This is a genomic window from Micromonospora sp. BRA006-A, assembly GCF_033433935.1.
Classification (GTDB): Bacteria; Actinomycetota; Actinomycetes; order Mycobacteriales; family Micromonosporaceae; genus Micromonospora; species Micromonospora aurantiaca.
This window is the reverse complement of sequence record NZ_JANCLW010000001.1, coordinates 295,662-313,140: the sequence shown is the minus strand read 5'-3', so window position 1 is coordinate 313,140 and position 17,479 is coordinate 295,662. Positions and strand designations below refer to the sequence as shown.

At 72.6% G+C, this 17,479-nt stretch carries 12 protein-coding genes; 4 read left to right on the top strand and 8 right to left on the bottom strand.

The features are described 5' to 3' along the window. Positions 1 to 17 precede the first annotated feature (17 nt). A complete protein-coding gene (locus NMK34_RS01615; RefSeq protein WP_225319687.1) occupies positions 18 to 542 on the top strand; it encodes a GbsR/MarR family transcriptional regulator in 525 nt (174 codons plus the stop codon). 4 nt (positions 543 to 546) lie between these two features. On the opposite strand, the gene NMK34_RS01610 is transcribed toward NMK34_RS01615, so the two are convergent. Together NMK34_RS01610 and NMK34_RS01605 are read right to left on the bottom strand one after the other, a co-directional pair. Beyond that, the gene (locus NMK34_RS01610) at positions 547 to 1,104 is read right to left on the bottom strand and encodes a two-component system response regulator (protein ID WP_013283536.1); all 558 of its coding nucleotides are present in this window, start codon (positions 1,102 to 1,104) and stop codon (positions 547 to 549) included. Next, on the bottom strand, positions 1,101 to 5,465 hold the full coding sequence (locus NMK34_RS01605) for a HAMP domain-containing protein (protein WP_194802085.1): 4,365 nt from the start codon (positions 5,463 to 5,465) through the stop codon (positions 1,101 to 1,103). Before NMK34_RS01605 ends, NMK34_RS01610 begins: the two co-directional genes overlap by 4 nt. A 170-nt stretch (positions 5,466 to 5,635) precedes the next feature. Between NMK34_RS01605 and NMK34_RS01600 the strand changes: the two genes are divergently transcribed. Continuing rightward, positions 5,636 to 7,696 (top strand): SpoIIE family protein phosphatase, encoded by a 2,061-nt coding sequence (locus tag NMK34_RS01600; protein WP_318331926.1) that lies wholly within the window; start codon positions 5,636 to 5,638, stop codon positions 7,694 to 7,696. Positions 7,697 to 7,961: 265 nt separating this feature from the next. On the opposite strand, the gene NMK34_RS01595 is transcribed toward NMK34_RS01600, so the two are convergent. Next, positions 7,962 to 9,431 carry an FAD-binding oxidoreductase gene (locus NMK34_RS01595; protein WP_318331925.1) on the bottom strand — a complete coding sequence of 490 codons (1,470 nt, stop codon included), beginning with the start codon at positions 9,429 to 9,431 and terminating at the stop codon, positions 7,962 to 7,964. A gap of 100 nt (positions 9,432 to 9,531) precedes the next feature. Here NMK34_RS01595 and NMK34_RS01590 point away from each other — a divergent pair, with 100 nt between their 5' ends. Then, the gene (locus NMK34_RS01590; protein ID WP_318331924.1) at positions 9,532 to 11,625 is read left to right on the top strand and encodes a S9 family peptidase; all 2,094 of its coding nucleotides are present in this window, start codon (positions 9,532 to 9,534) and stop codon (positions 11,623 to 11,625) included. 84 nt (positions 11,626 to 11,709) lie between these two features. Here NMK34_RS01590 and NMK34_RS01585 read toward each other — a convergent pair whose 3' ends face one another. The 4 genes from NMK34_RS01585 to NMK34_RS01570 form a co-directional block, all read right to left on the bottom strand. Then, complete coding sequence (locus tag NMK34_RS01585) at positions 11,710 to 13,221, bottom strand: FtsX-like permease family protein (RefSeq protein WP_318331923.1); 1,512 nt, start codon at positions 13,219 to 13,221, stop codon at positions 11,710 to 11,712. After that, complete coding sequence (locus tag NMK34_RS01580; protein WP_318331922.1) at positions 13,218 to 13,919, bottom strand: ABC transporter ATP-binding protein; 702 nt, start codon at positions 13,917 to 13,919, stop codon at positions 13,218 to 13,220. The genes NMK34_RS01585 and NMK34_RS01580 overlap by 4 nt, the downstream gene beginning before the upstream one ends. Next, positions 13,916 to 14,452, bottom strand: coding sequence for a PadR family transcriptional regulator (locus NMK34_RS01575; RefSeq protein WP_318331921.1), 537 nt, complete (start codon positions 14,450 to 14,452; stop codon positions 13,916 to 13,918). The genes NMK34_RS01580 and NMK34_RS01575 overlap by 4 nt, the downstream gene beginning before the upstream one ends. 71 nt (positions 14,453 to 14,523) lie before the next feature. Beyond that, positions 14,524 to 15,090 (bottom strand): TIGR03086 family metal-binding protein, encoded by a 567-nt coding sequence (locus NMK34_RS01570; RefSeq protein ID WP_318331920.1) that lies wholly within the window; start codon positions 15,088 to 15,090, stop codon positions 14,524 to 14,526. Between the two features lie 31 nt (positions 15,091 to 15,121). On the opposite strand from NMK34_RS01570, the gene NMK34_RS01565 reads away from it, so the two are divergent. Further along, positions 15,122 to 15,910 carry an AraC family transcriptional regulator gene (locus NMK34_RS01565; RefSeq protein ID WP_318331919.1) on the top strand — a complete coding sequence of 263 codons (789 nt, stop codon included), beginning with the start codon at positions 15,122 to 15,124 and terminating at the stop codon, positions 15,908 to 15,910. A 28-nt stretch (positions 15,911 to 15,938) separates the two neighbouring features. Here the strand turns inward: NMK34_RS01565 and NMK34_RS01560 are convergent, their stop codons facing one another. Continuing rightward, complete coding sequence (locus NMK34_RS01560; RefSeq protein WP_318331918.1) at positions 15,939 to 17,477, bottom strand: SpoIIE family protein phosphatase; 1,539 nt, start codon at positions 17,475 to 17,477, stop codon at positions 15,939 to 15,941. Between the last annotated feature and the right edge of the window lie 2 nt (positions 17,478 to 17,479).

Here is a 17,479-nt window from a genome sequence, read left to right as displayed (position 1 = left end):
GACTGTAGGGTCACGGGGTGAGTGTCGAGGAGCCGACCATGAACGTGCCGCCCCAGCACGACGAGGAGGAGGTCCACCTCTTCGTCGAGCGGATGGCGATGGCCTTCGCCGACGTGGGCTTCCCCCGGATGGCCGCCCGGGTGCTGTTCACCGTGATGAGCGCCGACGACCCGCTCACCGCGGGCGAGATCGCCGAGCGGCTCGGCGTCAGCGCGGCGGCGGTCAGCGGCGCGGTGCGCTACCTGACCCAGTTCGCCATGCTGGTCCGCGAGCCGGTCAAGGGCTCCCGGCGCGACCGCTACCGGATGCCCGACAACCCGTGGTACGAGGCGACGATCACCAAGACCACGCTCTACAAGAACTTCATCGACATCGCCGCCGGCGGGGTCGACGCGCTGCACGGGCGGAGCACACCGGCCGGTGAGCGGGTCGCCGAGATGCGCGACTTCTTCCTCTTCGTACAGGAGGAACTGGAATCGCTCGGCGACCGCTGGCGGGCCCGGCGGGCCGCGACCGGGCACGGCGGCCCGGCCGGCGGCTGAACCGTCAGCGGGTGTTGCCCCAGCGCGCCTGCTCCAGCAGCTCCACCGCGCGTTCCCGGGTGGACGGGTCGTCGTCGGCGCGCAGCAGCGCCGTCGCCTCGTCGACCGCGTCGGTCAGGTGCCGCCACTGCAGATCCCGCTCCCGCACCAGGTCCGACTGGGCGGCGAGCTGCCGCGTCTTCACCCACAGGTCGACGAAGACCGTCACCTTGGCGCGCAGCACCCACGGGTCGAACGGCTTGGTCAGGTAGTCGACCGCGCCTGCCGCGTAACCGCGCAGCGCGAGCTGGGCGTCCTTGTCCGCGGCGGTCAGGAAGATGATCGGTACGTGCCGGGTGCGCTCGCGCCGCTTGATGTGGGTGGCGGTCTCGAACCCGTCCATGTCCGGCATCTGGGCGTCCAGCAGGATCACCGCGAAGTCGTCCACCAGGAGCTGCTTGAGCGCCGCCTCGCCGCTCTCCACCGCGACCGACTGCACCGGGAGACCCTGGAGGATCGCCTCCAGCGCCATCAGGTTCTCCCGCCGGTCGTCCACCAGCAGGGCCTTGGCCGTCTGCGTCACGCGTTCTCCTCGCCTCGGCTCCGGCCGATCCAGGACGCCATCAGTTCGATCAGCTCGTCCAGGTCCACCGGCTTGGTGATGTAGTCGCTGCCGCCGGCGCCGAGCGCCGACTCCCGGTCGCCGGGCATCGCCTTCGCGGTCAGGAACACGATCGGCAGGTCCGCGAACCGGTGGTTGCGGCGGATCTGCGCTGTCGTCTCGTACCCGTCCTGGTCCGGCATCATGGCGTCCATCAGGACGATGTCCACCTCCGGGTGCTCGGCGAGCTGGCGGACACCGTCCGCCCCGTTGTCCGAGTACAACACGGTCATCCCGTGCAGTTCCAACGCGGACGTCAGCGCGAACACGTTCCGCACGTCGTCGTCGATGATCAGCACGGTCACGCCGTCCAGGCGCCGGGTGGCCGGCGTCTCCTGCGGCTGCGGCAGCTCCATCGGCATGAGCAGCGACGACGGCAGGCCCGCGCGGCTCGGCGACGGCGGCGCCGGCGCCACCACCGCGTCCGGCGCCAGCACATCGGGTACGAAGAGAGTGAACGTCGAACCCTGACCGGGCGCGGACGAGACGGTGATCGTGCCGCCGAGCAGGCGGGCCAGGTCACGGCTGATGGACAGGCCCAGCCCGGTGCCGCCGTAGCGGCGGCTGGTGGTGCCGTCCGCCTGCTGGAACGCCTCGAAGATCAGCGACAGCTTGTCGTCGGAGATCCCGATGCCGGTGTCGATCACGGTGAACGCGATCACCCGCTGCGCGTTGGTCAGCGCCGGCACGTCGAAGACGGCGTTCTCGGCCGCCGGGCCGATCCGCAGCGTCACCGCGCCGTTGTCGGTGAACTTCACCGCGTTCGACAGCAGGTTGCGCAGGATCTGCTGCAACCGCTGCGCGTCGGTGACGAGCGCGGGCGGCAGGTCGCGGCTCACCCGTACCTGGAAGTCCAGGCCCTTCTCCTCGGCCTGCGGCGCGAACGCCTGCTCGACGTAGCCGCGGATCTCGGCGAACTGGATCTCGGTGGGCTCCACGTCCATCCGGCCCGCCTCGATCTTGGACAGGTCGAGGATGTCGTCGATCAGCGACAGCAGGTCCGACCCGGCGCCGTGGATGGTCCGGGCGAACTCGATCTGCTTCGCGCTGAGGTTGCGCTCCGGGTTCTCGGCCAGCAGCCGGGCCAGCAAGAGCAGCGAGTTCAGCGGCGTACGCAGCTCGTGGCTCATGTTCGCCAGGAACTCCGACTTGTACGCCGACGCGCGGGTGAGCTGCTGCGCCTTCTCCTCCAGGCCGAGGCGGGCCAGCTCGATCTCCCGGTTCTGCGTCTCGATGTTGGCCTTCTGCTCGGACAGCAGCTTCGCCTTGTCCTCCAGTTCGGCGTTGGTGCGCTGCAACTCGGCCGACTGGTCCTGCATCTCGTGCGCCAGCCGCTGCGACTGTGCCAGCAGCTCCTCCGTACGCCGGTTGGCCTGGATGGTGTTGACAGCGACACCGATGGTGAGCACCAGCCGCTCCAGGAACGCCAGGTGCAGCTCGGAGAACGTGGCCACGCCGGCGAACTCGATCACGCCGAGCAGTTCGCCCTCGAACTGGACCGGCAGCACCACCAGGTCGGCCGGGGGCGTGTCGGCCAGCCCGGACCGTACGACGAGGCGTCCGTCCGGCTGCGCCTTGACCCGGATCGTCCGACGGGACAGGGCGGCCTGCCCGACCAGCCCCTCACCCGGGCCGAACGTGACGTCGTGGCCGCGTGCCACGTACCCGTAGGAGGCGGTGAGCCGTAGCCGCATGCTGCCCTCGGAGCTGTCCGCCAGGAAGAACGCGCCGAGCTGCGCGTCCACCAGCGGGGTCACCTCCTGCATGATCATCCGGCAGACCTCGCCCAGGTCGCGCTGGCCCTGGAGCAGGCCACCGATCCGGGCCAGGTTCGAGTCCAGCCAGCCCTGTTCGGCGTTCTTCTTGGTCGTCTCCCGGAGGGTGACGATCATCTGGTTGATGTTGTCCTTCAGCTCGGCGACCTCGCCCTGCGCCTTCACGTTGATCCGTTGGGTCAGGTCGCCGCGAGTCACCGACGTGGAGACCTGCGCGATCGCGCGCAACTGCGTGGTCAGGGTGGAGGCGAGCTGGTTGACGTTCTCAGTGAGGTCGCGCCACGTACCGGAGACGCCCTTGACCTGGGCCTGACCACCCAGCTTGCCCTCGGTGCCCACCTCGCGGGCCACCCGGGTGACCTCGTCGGCGAACGAGGAGAGCTGGTCCACCATCGTGTTGACGGTGTTCTTCAGCTCCAGGATCTCGCCCTGGGCGTCCACTGTGATCTTCTGACCCAGGTCGCCGTTCGCCACGGCCGTGGTGACCGACGCGATGTTCCGCACCTGGCTGGTCAGGTTCGACGCCATCGAGTTCACGTTGTCGGTCAGGTCGCGCCACGTACCGGAGACGCCCTTCACCTGGGCCTGACCACCCAGCTTGCCCTCGGTACCCACCTCGCGCGCCACCCGGGTCACCTCGTCGGCGAACGACGACAGCTGGTCCACCATCGTGTTGACAGTGGACTTCAGCTCCAGGATCTCGCCCTGCGCGTCCACAGTGATCTTCTGCGACAGGTCACCCTTCGCCACGGCCGTGGACACCTGGGCGATGTTGCGCACCTGCGCGGTCAGGTTCGACGCCATCGAGTTCACGTTGTCGGTCAGGTCGCGCCAGGTGCCGGCGACGCCGCGCACCTGGGCCTGGCCGCCCAGCTTGCCCTCGGTGCCCACCTCGCGCGCCACCCGCGTGACCTCGTCGGCGAACGACGACAGCTGGTCCACCATCGTGTTGACAGTGGACTTCAGCTCCAGGATCTCGCCCCGGGCATCAACGGTGATCTTCTGCGACAGGTCACCCTTCGCCACCGCCGTGGTGACCGACGCGATGTTCCGCACCTGGCTGGTCAGGTTCGACGCCATCGAGTTCACGTTGTCGGTCAGGTCACGCCACGTACCGGAGACGCCCTTCACCTGGGCCTGACCACCCAGCTTGCCCTCGGTACCCACCTCGCGGGCCACCCGGGTCACCTCGTCGGCGAACGAGGAGAGCTGGTCCACCATCGTGTTGACGGTGTTCTTCAGCTCCAGGATCTCGCCCTGCGCGTCCACCGTGATCTTCTGACCCAGGTCGCCCTTGGCGACCGCGGTGGAGACCTGGGAGATGTTGCGGACCTGGCTGGTCAGGTTGCCGGCGAGCTGGTTGACGTTCTCGGTGAGGTCGCGCCACGTGCCGGAGACGCCGCGCACCTGCGCCTGGCCGCCCAGCTTGCCCTCGATGCCCACCTCGCGCGCCACCCGCGTCACCTCGTCGGCGAACGACGAGAGCTGGTCCACCATCGTGTTCACGGTGTCCTTCAGCTCCAGGATCTCGCCCTGGGCGGCCACCGTGATCTTCTGCGACAGGTCGCCCTTAGCCACCGCCGTGGACACCTGGGCGATGTTGCGCACCTGCGCGGTCAGGTTCGACGCCATCGAGTTGACGTTGTCGGTCAGGTCCTTCCACGTGCCGGCCACGCCCGGCACCTCGGCCTGGCCGCCCAGCTTGCCCTCGGTGCCCACCTCGCGGGCCACCCGGGTCACCTGCTCGGCGAACAGCCGCAGCGTGTCGGTGAGCGAGTTCATCGTGTCGGCCAGCTCGGCCACCTCGCCGCGCGCCCCGACAGTGATCTTCTGCGACAGGTCGCCCTTCGCCACAGCCGTCGCCACCTGGGAGATCGACCGCACCTGCCCGGTGAGGTTCGACGCCATGGTGTTCACCGAGTCGGTGAGGTCCTTCCAGGTGCCGGCCACCCCGCGCACGTCGGCCTGGCCGCCCAGCTTGCCCTCGGTGCCCACCTCACGCGCCACGCGCGTCACCTCGTCGGCGAACGACGAGAGCTGGTCCACCATCGTGTTCACCGTGCGGCCGATGCGCAGGTACTCACCGCGCAGCGGGCGACCGTCTATCTCCAGCGCCATGTGCTGGGAGAGGTCGCCGTCGGCGACCGCCACGATAACCCGGGCGATCTCGGTGGTCGGCCGGCCCAGGTCGTCGATGAGCGAGTTGACCGCCCGCTGCCCCTCCGCCCACGAGCCGTCCAGGCCCTCGTCGTCCAGGCGCTCGGTGAGCCGGCCGTCACGGCCGACGATCCGGCTGATCCGCCGCAGGTCCAGGTGCTGCCGCTCCTGCAACGACACCACGTCGTTGAAGGCGTCGGCGACCTCACCGGGCAGACCCGCCCGCCGGGGCAGGCGCACCCGCAGATCGCCGCGCCCCACCCGGCGCAACGCCTCGACGAGTTCGCCGAGGAGCACCTCGTGGTCGGACGCGGACGGGTCAGCGGTCACCGACTGATTCACCGTGGCCATCGTTCCTCGCTCCGCTCGGGCTCGTGCGGTCACACGGGCCATCCCATCATTGTGCCGCGCGATCCGTCGAGGTCACCGCGTGTGATCGCGCGTCACGTGCGGTATCGACCCGGGTGGCGGGTTCGGCCTGATGCTTGGCACCCGGGGTGGGCGCGGTGGAGGATACGAAGGTGTCAGCGGAGGCAGGGCCGGTCAGCGGCGGCGCGGACGAGCGCGTCCGCCGCGTCCGCCTCCCCGCCGACCGCCGCACCCCGGCTGCGGCCCGCGCGCTGGTCCGCACGATGCTGCTCGAAGCGCGGCTGCCCGAGCTGCTGAACGAGGCGCTGCTGCTCACCACCGAGCTGACCACCAACGCCGTCGAGCACGCGCGTACCGAACTGGACATCGAGGTCGACACCGACCGCAACGGCCTCACCGTGACGGTCACCGACTTCGCCTCCGGCCCGGTCGACGAGCTGATCGTGGGCGTGCGCAACACCACGTCCGACATCACCGAGGTCGCCGCCCGGGGGCGCGGCCTGCTGCTCGTCGACCACTTCTCCAGCCGGTGGGGCACGACCTACCTGCCCACCGGCAAGGGCGTCTGGTTCCGCCTCGACCGGCCCGGCCCCGGCGGGTCCGCCCGGCCGTCGGCCGGCCCACTGCGCGTCGCCGAACCGGACCGAAACGGCGACGGTACGCCGAGCGCCGCGGCGATGAGTGAGTTGATGCAGCTCACCCCTGACTCGTACGCCGACGAGCCGCTGCCCGAGTTCGCCACCGGACTGCTGACCCGGGTCGCCGAGATGGTCGGCGCCGCCGGTGGCACCGTCCGGCTGGACCGGGGCGACGGGCTCGGCACCCAGGTCTTCGCCCGGTACGGCCGGCCGCCACGCGACGGCAACGAGCTGCTGCGCGTACCGCTCGCCGTGCACCGCCCGTACGCCGGTGAGCTGGAACTGGACGCGGCGCCCTCGGCGTACGCCCGGCCGCTCGCCGTGCTGGCCGCCGAGCGGCTGTCCCTGCACCTGGAGAACGACCGGCTGCGCCGCGCCGACGTACGCCGCTCCACCTGGCTGACGTTCCTCGCCGAGGCCAGTGAGCTGCTCGCCCAGTCGCTCGACGTCGAGCTGACCATGGCACTCGTCCCGCAGCTCGTGGTGCCCCGGCTCGGCCAGTGGTGCGCCGTGCACACCACCGACGAGTGGGGCCGGCTGCGGCTCGCCGCATCGAGCCACGCCGACGAGGCGATGCTGCCGCAGCTGCACCGGATCCTCCAGGAGACCGGCCCGGACTCGATCCAGTCCCGGCTGCGCGAGGCGTCCCGCAACGCCGCACAGGTGCCGCTCGGCGGGCCGATGGAGGGCTTCGCCGTACCGCTCATCGCCCGTGGCCAGCGGCTCGGCACCCTCGCCGTGGGCCGCCACCAGCGGCACCGGCACGACCCGGACGAGGTGTCGGTGCTGGAGGACGTGGCCCGCCGCGCCGCCCTCGCCATCGAGAACGCCCGCATCCACGCCGAGCGCCGCCGGGTCGCACAGACGCTCCAGCAGTCGCTGCTGCCGCCGGTGCTCCCGGTGGTCGAGGGCATCGGCTTCGCCGCCGAGTACGTCCCGACCGGCGACGACGCGGAGGTCGGCGGCGACTTCTACGACGTGCTCCCGCTGCCGGACGGCCGCTGGCTCGTGGTGGTCGGCGACGTGTCGGGCAAGGGCGTGCAGGCCGCCGCCGTGACCGGCCTGGTCCGGGACGTGATCCGGGTGCTCGTCGGCGACGGCAAACCGCTGCCCGAGGTGCTCGGCCGGCTCAACGAGACGCTCGTGGAGCGCGGCGGCGGACGCTACTGCACGCTGGCGCTGGCGGCCGTCGCACCCGGCGACGGCGACCATCTCGACGTCTCACTGCACCTGGCCGGCCACGACCGCCCGGTGCTGCTGCACGGCGGTGGCGGGGCGACGTTCGTCGGGGTCGGCGGTACGGCGCTGGGCCTGCTCGACACGATCACCACACCGACCGCCGAGCTGACGCTCAAGCCCGGGGACGCGCTGATCTTCTACACCGACGGGGTCACCGAGCGGCGGCGCGGACGCGAACTGTTCGGCACCGACCGGTTGCGCGAGTCGGCGGCGCCGCTGGCCGGGTACTCGGCCGACGTGGTGGCCGCCCGGCTGCGCGCCGCCACGATCGCGTTCTCGGTGGAGCCTCCACGCGACGACATAGCCATCCTGGTCCTCCGGAACGACACCCCCTGACCGCCGTCCCACCTCGCCCCGGGCGGGGCACCGTCGATCATGAAGTTGGCCGCTCAATTCGCCCGTTTCCTCCCCGTCAACTTCATGGTCAACCCACTACTGGGAGGCAGGGCGGGGACGAGAGGCGGGGACGCGGGTGACACCGAGGCTGTGGGGCCGGGGCACCTGGCAGGCGGGCGCCCCGGCGGGCACCCCGTCGAGCAGAGCACCGGCACGGGTGAGCCAGGACATCGGCAGACTGGCCCCTTGGGAGGGCGAAGGCTGATCAGAGGCCGCCGGGGAGACGGCCGGGGGCCAGGCGGTGGTGCGGGTCCAGATGGGCCTTGGCGCTGCGCAGACGCGGCAACGTGGGCAGCTCGCCCCAGAGGTCCACGGCACGGCGTACCGCCGCGGGCGCGGCCACCACGACGCACCGGCCCCGCCGGGCGATCAGCACGCTGCGTACGGCGGTGAGGATCGAGGCGACCCGCTCGGGCGGCAGCGCGCCGGACAGTGCGGCGTGCACGGTGCCCGAGCCGGCCGAACCGCGTACCGGCACCGGGCCGCCGGTGGCGTCGCGCAACGCGTAGACGGCGGCGTGCAGGTCGCCTATCGGCACCTCGATGCGCAACGCCGTGTCGCCGGGTGCGAACGGGTAACGCCCCCACCATTCCGGCGCGTGGTGACCGACCATCGCCTCGGCGCCGAGGACGGCGGTGAGCCGCTCGGCCCGCTCGGTCACGTCGGCCGGGCCGCCCTCCAGCAGCACCACCAGGCTGCCCGCCGCGGGTCGCCCGGTCACAGCCGGGTGATCGGGGCGGTTGACCACCGACGGGTGCGTGGCCGGGATGCGACGGCGGGGCAGCGGCACCGGCACCGGCAGGTCCAGTTCGACGGCGGCCGGGTCGACGTCGGCGGCCAGTACGGCCCGGACCAGGTCGTGCACCTCCAGCGGCGTCCACACCGGGCGGGACACCCAGAGCCGGCCGGCCGGCACGGCGTGCACCCGCATGGTGGCCGAGACCAGCACGCCGAGCCCGCCCTGCGAGCCGCAGAGCAGGCGGGCCACGTCCAGCCCGGCCGCCCCACCCCGACCGAGTATCGCGTCGCCGCCACCGCGACCCGGATCTCCGCCGGCACCGCCCGCCGGACCGTGCCCGGACGGACGGCCACCGCCAGGCGCGGCCCGGCCGAGCGCCTCCGTGCCGGACTCGCCGACGCTCACCAGCTCGCCGTCGGCGTCGAGGTAGCGCACCCCGACGAGCTGGGCGCACGGGCTGCCGTGCCGGTGCCTCAGCGGACCGGACTCGTCGGCGGCGAGCACCCCGCCGAGCGTCGCGCCCGGCGAGGGCGCGTCGACGGGCAGCCGCCGGTTGGTGCGCGCGAGCGTGGCCTGGACGGCGCGCAGTGGCGTACCGGCGCCGATCTCGGCCACCGCCGCGTCGCGCGGCTCGTGCCAGACCCCGGCGAGGCGGCCGGTGTCGAGCATGATGTCCACCTGTGCCGGCGCGGCACCCCAGTCGATCTTCGTGCCGGCACCGCGGGGCACCACTGTCAGGTCGTACGCCGCGGCCAGCCGCAACACCTCGGCGGCGGCGTGCGGGCCGCCCGGCACGGCCACCCATCGGGCGGTACGGCCGGCCACCTCGTCGGCCGGGCCGGCGAAGCGGGCGAACGGGTCGCCGCAGATCGCGGCCAGCTTCCGGGTGATGTCGAGGGCTCCGAGCCGGGGGGTGGAACGTGCCGCATCCGCCATGGCGGCTATCGTACACATGTTCGAATGACCTGGCGGCGAGTCGCGGGTTTCGGTCGGCGGGCGAGCCCGGCGGCGGCCCGCCGACCGGTAACGTGGCGCCGTGACCGAAACCCCACCGCCCGTCGCCAAGCGCGTCCCGTCCGAGCGCGTCCACCACGGTGACACCGTGATCGACGAGTACGCCTGGCTCGCCGTCAAGGACGACCCGGACACGATCGCGTACCTGGACGCCGAGAACGCGTACACCGAGGCGCGCACCGCCCACCTGACCGGGCTGCGCGCGGAGCTGTTCGAGGAGACGCGCCGGCGCACCCAGGAGACCGACCTGTCGGTGCCGACGCGCAAGGACGGCTACTGGTACTACACCCGTACGGTCGAGGGGCAGCAGTACGGCGTGCACTGCCGGCGTGCGGTGCGGCCGGGCGAGACGGCGCCCCCGGTCAGCGTGGACGGCGCCCCGCTCGACGGTGAGGAGGTGCTGCTCGACGGCAACCAGCTCGCCGAGGGGCACGACTTCTTCTCCCTCGGCGCGTTCGACGTCAGCCCGGACGGGCGCTGGCTGGCCTACTCCACCGACTTCTCCGGCGACGAGCGCTTCACGCTGCGGATCAAGGATCTGACCACCGGCGAGTCGCTGCCGGACGAGGTACCGGACACGTTCTACGGGACGGCTTGGTCCACTGACGCGTCCACGCTGTTCTACGTCACTGTGGACGAGGCGTGGCGGCCGAACCGGGTCTGGCGGCACACCGTCGGCACGCCGTCCACCGAGGACGTGGTGGTCCACCAGGAGGACGACGAGCGGTTCTGGGTCGGCGTCGAGCTGACCCGCTCGGAGCGCTTCGTGGTCATCGACATCCACAGCAAGATCACCAGCGAGGTGTGGGTGATCCCGGCGGCCAACCCGACCGGCGCGCCCGCCGTCGTGGCCCCGCGACGTCAGGGCATCGAGTACGCGGTGGAGCACCACGGCCACCGCTTCCTGATCCTGCACAACGACGGCGCGGAGGACTTCGCGTTGGCGTACACGTCGGCGGACGCGCCGGGCGAGTGGGAGCCGCTGATCCCGCACACGCCCGGCACCCGCCTGGAGGCGGTCGACGCGTTCGAGCACCACCTCGTGGTGTCGCTGCGCACCAACGGGCTGACCGGCCTGCGGGTGCTGCCGGTGGGCAGCGACGACAGCTGGGACATCGACTTCCCCGAGCCGATCTACAGCGTCGGGCTGGACGCCAACCCGGAGTACCGCACGAACGAGGTCCGGCTGCGCTACACCTCGCTGGTCACCCCGGACTCGGTCTACGACTACGACCTGGTGACCCGCGAGCTGACGCTGCGCCGGCAGAAGCCGGTGCTGCCCGGGCCGGACGGACGGGCGTACGACCCCGCCGACTACGAGCAGCACCGGGACTGGGCGCTCGCCGACGACGGCACCCGCGTACCGATCTCGCTCGTCTGCCGCCGCGACACGCCACGTGACGGCTCGGCGCCCGCCGTCATCTACGGCTACGGGTCGTACGAGGCGAGCATGGACCCGTGGTTCTCGATCGCCCGGCTGAGCCTGCTCGACCGCGGCGTGATCTTCGCGGTGGCGCACATCCGCGGCGGCGGTGAGCTGGGCCGGCGCTGGTACGACGAGGGCAAGCTGCTGGCCAAGAAGAACACGTTCACCGACTTCGTGGCCTGCGCCCGGCACCTCGTGAAGGCGGGCTGGACGGCGAGCGACAGGCTGGTCGCCCGGGGCGCATCGGCCGGCGGCCTGCTGATGGGTGCGGTGGCGAACCTCGCCCCGGACGCGTTCACCGGCATCGTCGCGCAGGTGCCGTTCGTGGACGCGCTCACCTCGATCCTCGACCCGTCGCTGCCGCTGACCGTGACCGAGTGGGAGGAGTGGGGCAACCCGCTCGACGACCCCGAGGTCTACGCGTACATGAAGTCGTACACGCCGTACGAGAACGTGGTGGCCGCCGACTACCCGGCGGTGCTGGCGGTGACCAGCCTGAACGACACGCGGGTGCTCTACCACGAGCCGGCGAAGTGGATCGCCCGGCTGCGCGCGCTCGCGCCGGCCGGCGACTACCTGCTCAAGACCGAGATGGGCGCGGGCCACGGCGGTCCGAGCGGCCGGTACGACTCCTGGCGCGAGGAGGCGTTCGTCAACGCCTGGATCCTCGACCGCGTCAGCCGCGCCTGAGGTGTAAGGAAGGGCCCCTTATTAACAGACGTCTGTTAATAAGGGGCCCTTCCTTACACGAGGGGCTGCTCGGCCGCTGACCGCTCAGCCCGCGCGCAGTTCCTCCACCGAGGTCGCGGCGCGCAGGAACAGCAGGCCGGCCACGACCGTGCCCAGCACCGCCGCCAGCCCGCCGGCCGCGAGCCAGGCCAGCTGGTCCCACGGTACGTCCGGCGGGATCGTCGTCTTCGGCACCCATTCGGTACGGGTGTACCGCGCCGCGGTGGCCGGGTCGCCGCACAGTTCCGTGCCGGCGTCGCAGATCGTCCGCGTGAACCCGCCGTTGCTCGGTGCCGGCATGACGCCCCGGACCAGCAGGTAGCCGACAGTCAGCGCGAGCCCGATCGCGGGTACGGCGGGGGCGAGCGCGGCCCAGAGCAGCGACCGGCCGATGGTGGCCCGTGGCACGCCGGTCGCCACCTGTGCCGCGTACGCCCGGCGCCGGCTGGTGATCCCCTCGACCACCGCTACGAGCAGCCCACCGCCGGCGATCGCCATCGCCACCACGACCGCGAGGTCGACCAGGTCCATCGCGCCGAGGTAGAAGCCCGGGTCGGCCAGTCCGGAGCCGGTGCGGCGGGTCACCTCGGCCTCGGCCTGGAAGTCGGCACGCAGTCCTGCGGCACCGGCGCCGAAGATCAGCGCGGCCAGCAGCGCGGCGAAGGTGCGGCTGCCGGCCCACGGGTCGGCGGCCAGCCGGCGGGCGGCGAGGAGGGCAGCCGGGCCGCGTCCGTGCCGGTGCAGCAGCCGGCCGGTCTGGTACGAGATCCAGCCGGTGCCCGACACCACGCCGATCATCGCGGTCAGCCCGCCGACGACGAGCAGTGTCGGCACCGGCCAGTCGGGGGCCACCACGCCACGCCGTTCGTACCAGAGCAGGAGCGGGCGGATCGCGGCGAACATCGCCAGCGCGGCGAGGATGAGCACGCCCGGCCACGGCCAGGGCGCCCGGGTGCGGACCCGGCGTACGACGCCGAACGGGGTGGTGGTGACCCGCCGCAGCAGCAGCGCGCTGACCAGCGCGGCCACCAGCGGCAGGCCGAGCACCACGGCGGCCACGGCGACCGGCGCCGGACGCACGTCGGTGGGCAGCGGCAGCCGCCCGTCGGCGTCGGGCCGGTGCAGCAACCTGCGCCCGGCCAGGAAGACGGCCAGGCCGATGAGGGTGCCGAGCAGGCTCGCCACGCCGGTCTCGGCGACCGCGACCCGGGTGACCTGCCCGGGGGTGGCGCCGGCCAGCCGGAACGCGGCCAGCCGCCGGTCCCGGCCGGGCGCACCGAGGCGGGCGCACTGCCCGGCCAGTCCCAGCACCGGTACGCAGAGCAGCAGCACCGCGAGCGCGACGCCGGGACGCAGGCCGGGTTCCCGCAGCAGGGCGTTGGTGTACTGGTCGGACTGCGTCCAGGCATCGCCGGGCGGCTTCACCACCGCCAGCACCGTCAGCGCGGCCAGCCCGGCCAGCGTCGCCAGCGCGGCGCTCACCGCGGTGAGCACCACCCGGGCGATGTCGGTGCGGGTGCCTGCAAGCGCGAGCCGCAGCAGCGTGCCCGGCCTCACCGTGATCCGCCCGGCAGCGCCGGGTCGAGCCCGAGGCCGGTGTGGTCGACCATGCCGTCGCGCAGGCTCACCTCCCGGTCCGCGTACGCGGCGATGCGCGGCTCGTGGGTCACCAGCACGACTGTGGTGCGCTGCTCGCGGGCCAGCCGGACGATCTGGGTGAGCACCTGCTCGCCGGCCAGCGTGTCGAGCGCGCCGGTCGGCTCGTCGGCGAAGAGCACCCGTGGTTCGGTGACCAGCGCCCGGGACAGCGCGCAGCGTTGCTGCTGCCCGCCGGACATCTCGCCGGGCCGGACGTCGGCGAGGTCGGCCACACCGAGCCGGTCCAGCCAGGAGAACGCCGCCGTCCGTGCCGCTCGCCGCCCCGTGCCGGCGAGCAACAACGGAAGGGCGACGTTCTCCGCCGCGGTCAGCTCGGCGACGAGCTGGCCGAACTGGAACAACACCCCGAATTCGGTACGGCGCAGCCGGGAGCGGGCCGCCTCCGGCCACGTGTCGATCCGTTCACCGCGCCAGGTGACCTGACCGGCGTCGGGACGCAGGATGCCGGCCAGGCAGTGCAGCAAGGTGGACTTGCCGCATCCGCTCGGCCCGGTGACCGCGAGGATCTCGCCTTCGGCCACGTCGAGCGTCACGCCACGCAGCGCGGGCGTATGGCCGTACGCGCGGACGACGCCGCGCGCTTGCAGGAACGTCACGAGTGCACCTCCCGGTGCCAGTCGACGACCCGGTCCAGGGTGGTGTGCAGCCACCGGAGGTCGGCGTCGAGGTGGGCGATGGCGAAATCGGCGGCGACCACCTCGTCGAGGCGGGCACCGGGGGCGGTCTTGAGCGCTGTCAGCTCACGCAGCCGCTGCGTGTGCGCCCGGCGCTGGGCGATCAGGTAGCCGCGGGCCTGCGCGGCGTCTGCCACCAGGAGCGCGACGACCACCTTGGCGAACAGCGTGCTCGCCACGTACGGCATCGGTGGCTCGACGGCGCCCAGCCAGTGGTCGAGCGCCGCCCGTCCGTCGTCGGTGAGCGCGTAGGCGGTCCGGTCCGGGCCTCCGTCGCGTTCCTGGCCGGCCGGCACGACCAGGCCGTCCCGGTGCAGGCGGGCCAGCGTCGCGTAGACCTGCCCGAAGGCGAGCGGCCGGGCCCGGGGCAGGCGCTCGTCGTGCGCGCGCTTCAGCTCGTAGCCGTGGCGGGGCCCGGCGGCGAGCAGCCCGAGCAGGACGTGCTGAGTGGACACCTCCCTTACTATTCGCTGAGTGAATAGCGCTGTCAAGAACGGCCCGCGCGGGACAACGCGGGCCGTTCGGATCAGCGGGTCCAGGCCGGATCGCGCCCGGCCCGGCCGAGCAGCGCGTCCATGCCGTCCGGTGCCGCGTCGGTGGGCACCGGCGGGCCGAACGCGCCCATCTTCTGGCCCGTGTCGCCCATCCGGTCCATGAACTCGTGCCCCGCCGCCACCACGGCCGGGTCCACGCTCAGTTCCTGGCCGGTGGCCCGCGCCAGGTCCCATCCGTGGATGGTCAGGTCGATCAGGGCCATCGAGCCGACCGTCTCCTGCGGCAGCCCCATGCCGGGCGAGACGCCCTCCTGCGTGGCCGGGTCGGACCACGCCTCGGTGAGCCGGGTCGCCTCGGTCGCGAACCGGTCCCGCCAGCCGTCGGTCAGGTGGTCGGTCTTGCCGGACCAGTCGACCTCCTCCCGACGCGCCAGCGCCTGGAAGTTGACCACCACGTCGAACAGGTGATTGAGCAGGTCGCGCACTGTGTAGTCGGGGCAGGGCGTGGGCAGGCCGAGCTGGTCGTCCGAGATGCCCCGCACCACCGCCGCCGTACGCGGCGCCGCGACGGCGAGCAGCTCACTAGTCTTCGTGCTCATAGGGGCAGCGTATGAGGGCGGTCTTGAAGAAATGCGACACGAACCGCGGCGTGACAACCGGGGCATCCTCGATCCCGTCCGGCTGCGCCGGCAGGTCCGGTTCCGGCGCCGGCTGGCCGCCCCGGCGTTGCGCCAGTGGGTTGAGCACTACTGGCTGATCGACTGGGATCTGACCGAGTCGTTCGAGCAACGGGTGGTGCCGCACCCGACCGTGAACGTGGTGTTCCAGGCGCAGGAGGGTGCGGCCGAGCACGGCGAGATCGCCGGCGTCGACACCGGCCTGTTCACCGTCACGCTGCACGGCACCGGCCGGGTCTCCGGCGTCCAGTTCCGCCCGGGCGGGTTCCGGCCGTTCTGGCGGCGCCCGGTCGCCGAGCTGACCGGCCGGCGCGTACCGATCACCGAGGGGCCGATCTGCCCCGGCACCGACGACGAGCGCTGCGCCAGGCTGGACGAGCTGCTTACCTCGTGGTCGCCGGTTGCTGACCCACTCAACGCGGAGGCCACCGCGCTGGTCGAGGAGATCCGCGCCGACCGGACCGTGCTGCGGGTGACGGACTTCGCCCGGCGGCACGCCGTCTCCGTCCGCCGGCTCCAGCGTCTCTTCCTGGACCACGTCGGCGTCGGTCCGAAGTGGGTGATCCGCCGCTACCGGCTCCAGGAGGCGATCGAACAGGCCGCCGCCGGGCCGCTCGACTGGTCGCGGGTCGCCGCCGATCTGGGGTACGCCGACCAGGCCCACCTGGTCCGCGAGTTCACCGCCGTCGCCGGGGTCTCCCCCGCGGCGTACGCCCGCTCGCTGGCCGCCCTGCGACAGTGACGCGGGGCGGGCCGCGCGCCGATGCGGGTCAGCGGCGGCGGACCGCCACCACCGCCACGTCGTCGTGGATCTCCGGCGGTGCCAGCTCGACGAGCAGCCGCCGGCAGAAGTCGTCCAGGTCGTCGTCCACCCGGGTGGCGACCACGCCGAGCGCCGCCATGCCGTCGTCGATGGTGGCGTCCCGCCGCTCGATCAGCCCGTCGGTGTAGAGCACGAGCGTGGCCCCGGCGGGCAGCACGAACTCCAGGTCCGGCGGGCGCGGCGCGCGCACGCCGAGCAGCGGCGCGGACTGCGCCACGAACTCGACCTGCCCGTCCCGGCTCAGCAACGCCGGCAGGTGCCCGGCACTGGCCATCCGGACCCGCCCGGTCGGCGGATGGAGCAGCAGGACGCAGATGGTCGCCAGCTCGGCGGGCAGCAGGCTGCGCATCAGCTCGTTGACCCGGTCCAGGATCACGCCCGGCTGGTGCCCCTCGACCGCGTACGCCCGCACCGCGTGCCGCAACTCGGCCATCACCGTGGCGGCGTGCAACGAGTGCCCGGCCACGTCACCGATCGCCACCAGCAGATGCCCGTCGAGCATCACCAGCTCGTAGAAGTCGCCGCCCACCTCGGTCTGCGCGCTCGCCGGCTCGTACCGGACGGCCAGGTCCAGACCGACGACGTCGGGCAGCCGCTGCGGGAGCAGGCTGCGCTGCAACGTCACAGCGATCCGGTGCTCCTCGTCGAAGGACCGCTGGGCCTCCACCGCCGAGGCGACCGCCTGGGCGAGCTGCACCAGCACCGGCGTGCGTACGGTCTGGGTGGCGGTCGGCACCACCACGTACAGCGGGGCCCGGTCCTCGCGCAGCCGGGATGCGGCAACCGTCACGGTGTCGCCGTCCGGCCAGCCGGCCAGCGCCCAGTTGGCCGGCTCGTCGACGCGTACCCGGGTGCCGATCGGCACTCCGGTGTCGTCCACCACCCACGGCACGATGGTGGCCGGCGTGTGCGGGTCGGACGCCACCCCGGCCAGGCAGTCCCCGTCGAACGTCTCCGCGACCACCGCCGCCGGGGCCTTGAAGATCCGGGCCGCGCCGCTCGCGGCGGCCTCCAGCAGCCGGACGAAGTTCGGTGACGCGTGCATCTCCACTGTGGCGTCGGCCAGCGCGGCGAGCCGTTCGGCGAGCTGCTCGGCCCGCCGCCGGGCCTGGTAGTAGCGCAGCACCGCGTGGGCGGTGGCGACCAGTTCCTCCGGCTCGATCGGCTCGGCCAGGTAGGCGTCCGCGCCCCGGGTGAGGCCCTGCGCCCGGTCCACCACGTCGACGGCGTGGGCCGAGACGTGGATGACCGGGATCGACGGGTACGCCTCCTTGATCCGCTCGCACACCTCGAAGCCGCTCATGTCGGGCAGCCGGACGTCGAGCACCACGAGGTCGATGTGTTCCCGGGCCACCCGGTCCAGCGCCGCCGTGCCGTTCTCCGCCTCGACGGTGACGAAGCCGGCCCGGGTCAGCCAGTTGACCAGCAGGTATCGCTTGGGGCCGCTGTCGTCGACCACAAGCACGGTCACCGGCCCGCCGTCCACCG

What these genes read in the sequence shown, in the direction of transcription:
- NMK34_RS01605 (WP_194802085.1), bottom strand. Translation starts at nt 5,465, where the DNA reads ATGGCCACGGTGAATCAGTCGGTGACCGCTGACCCGTCCGCGTCCGAC.
- NMK34_RS01595 (WP_318331925.1), bottom strand. Translation starts at nt 9,431, where the DNA reads ATGGCGGATGCGGCACGTTCCACCCCCCGGCTCGGAGCCCTCGACATC.
- NMK34_RS01570 (WP_318331920.1), bottom strand. Translation starts at nt 15,090, where the DNA reads ATGAGCACGAAGACTAGTGAGCTGCTCGCCGTCGCGGCGCCGCGTACG.
- NMK34_RS01565 (WP_318331919.1), top strand. Translation starts at nt 15,122, where the DNA reads ATGCGACACGAACCGCGGCGTGACAACCGGGGCATCCTCGATCCCGTC.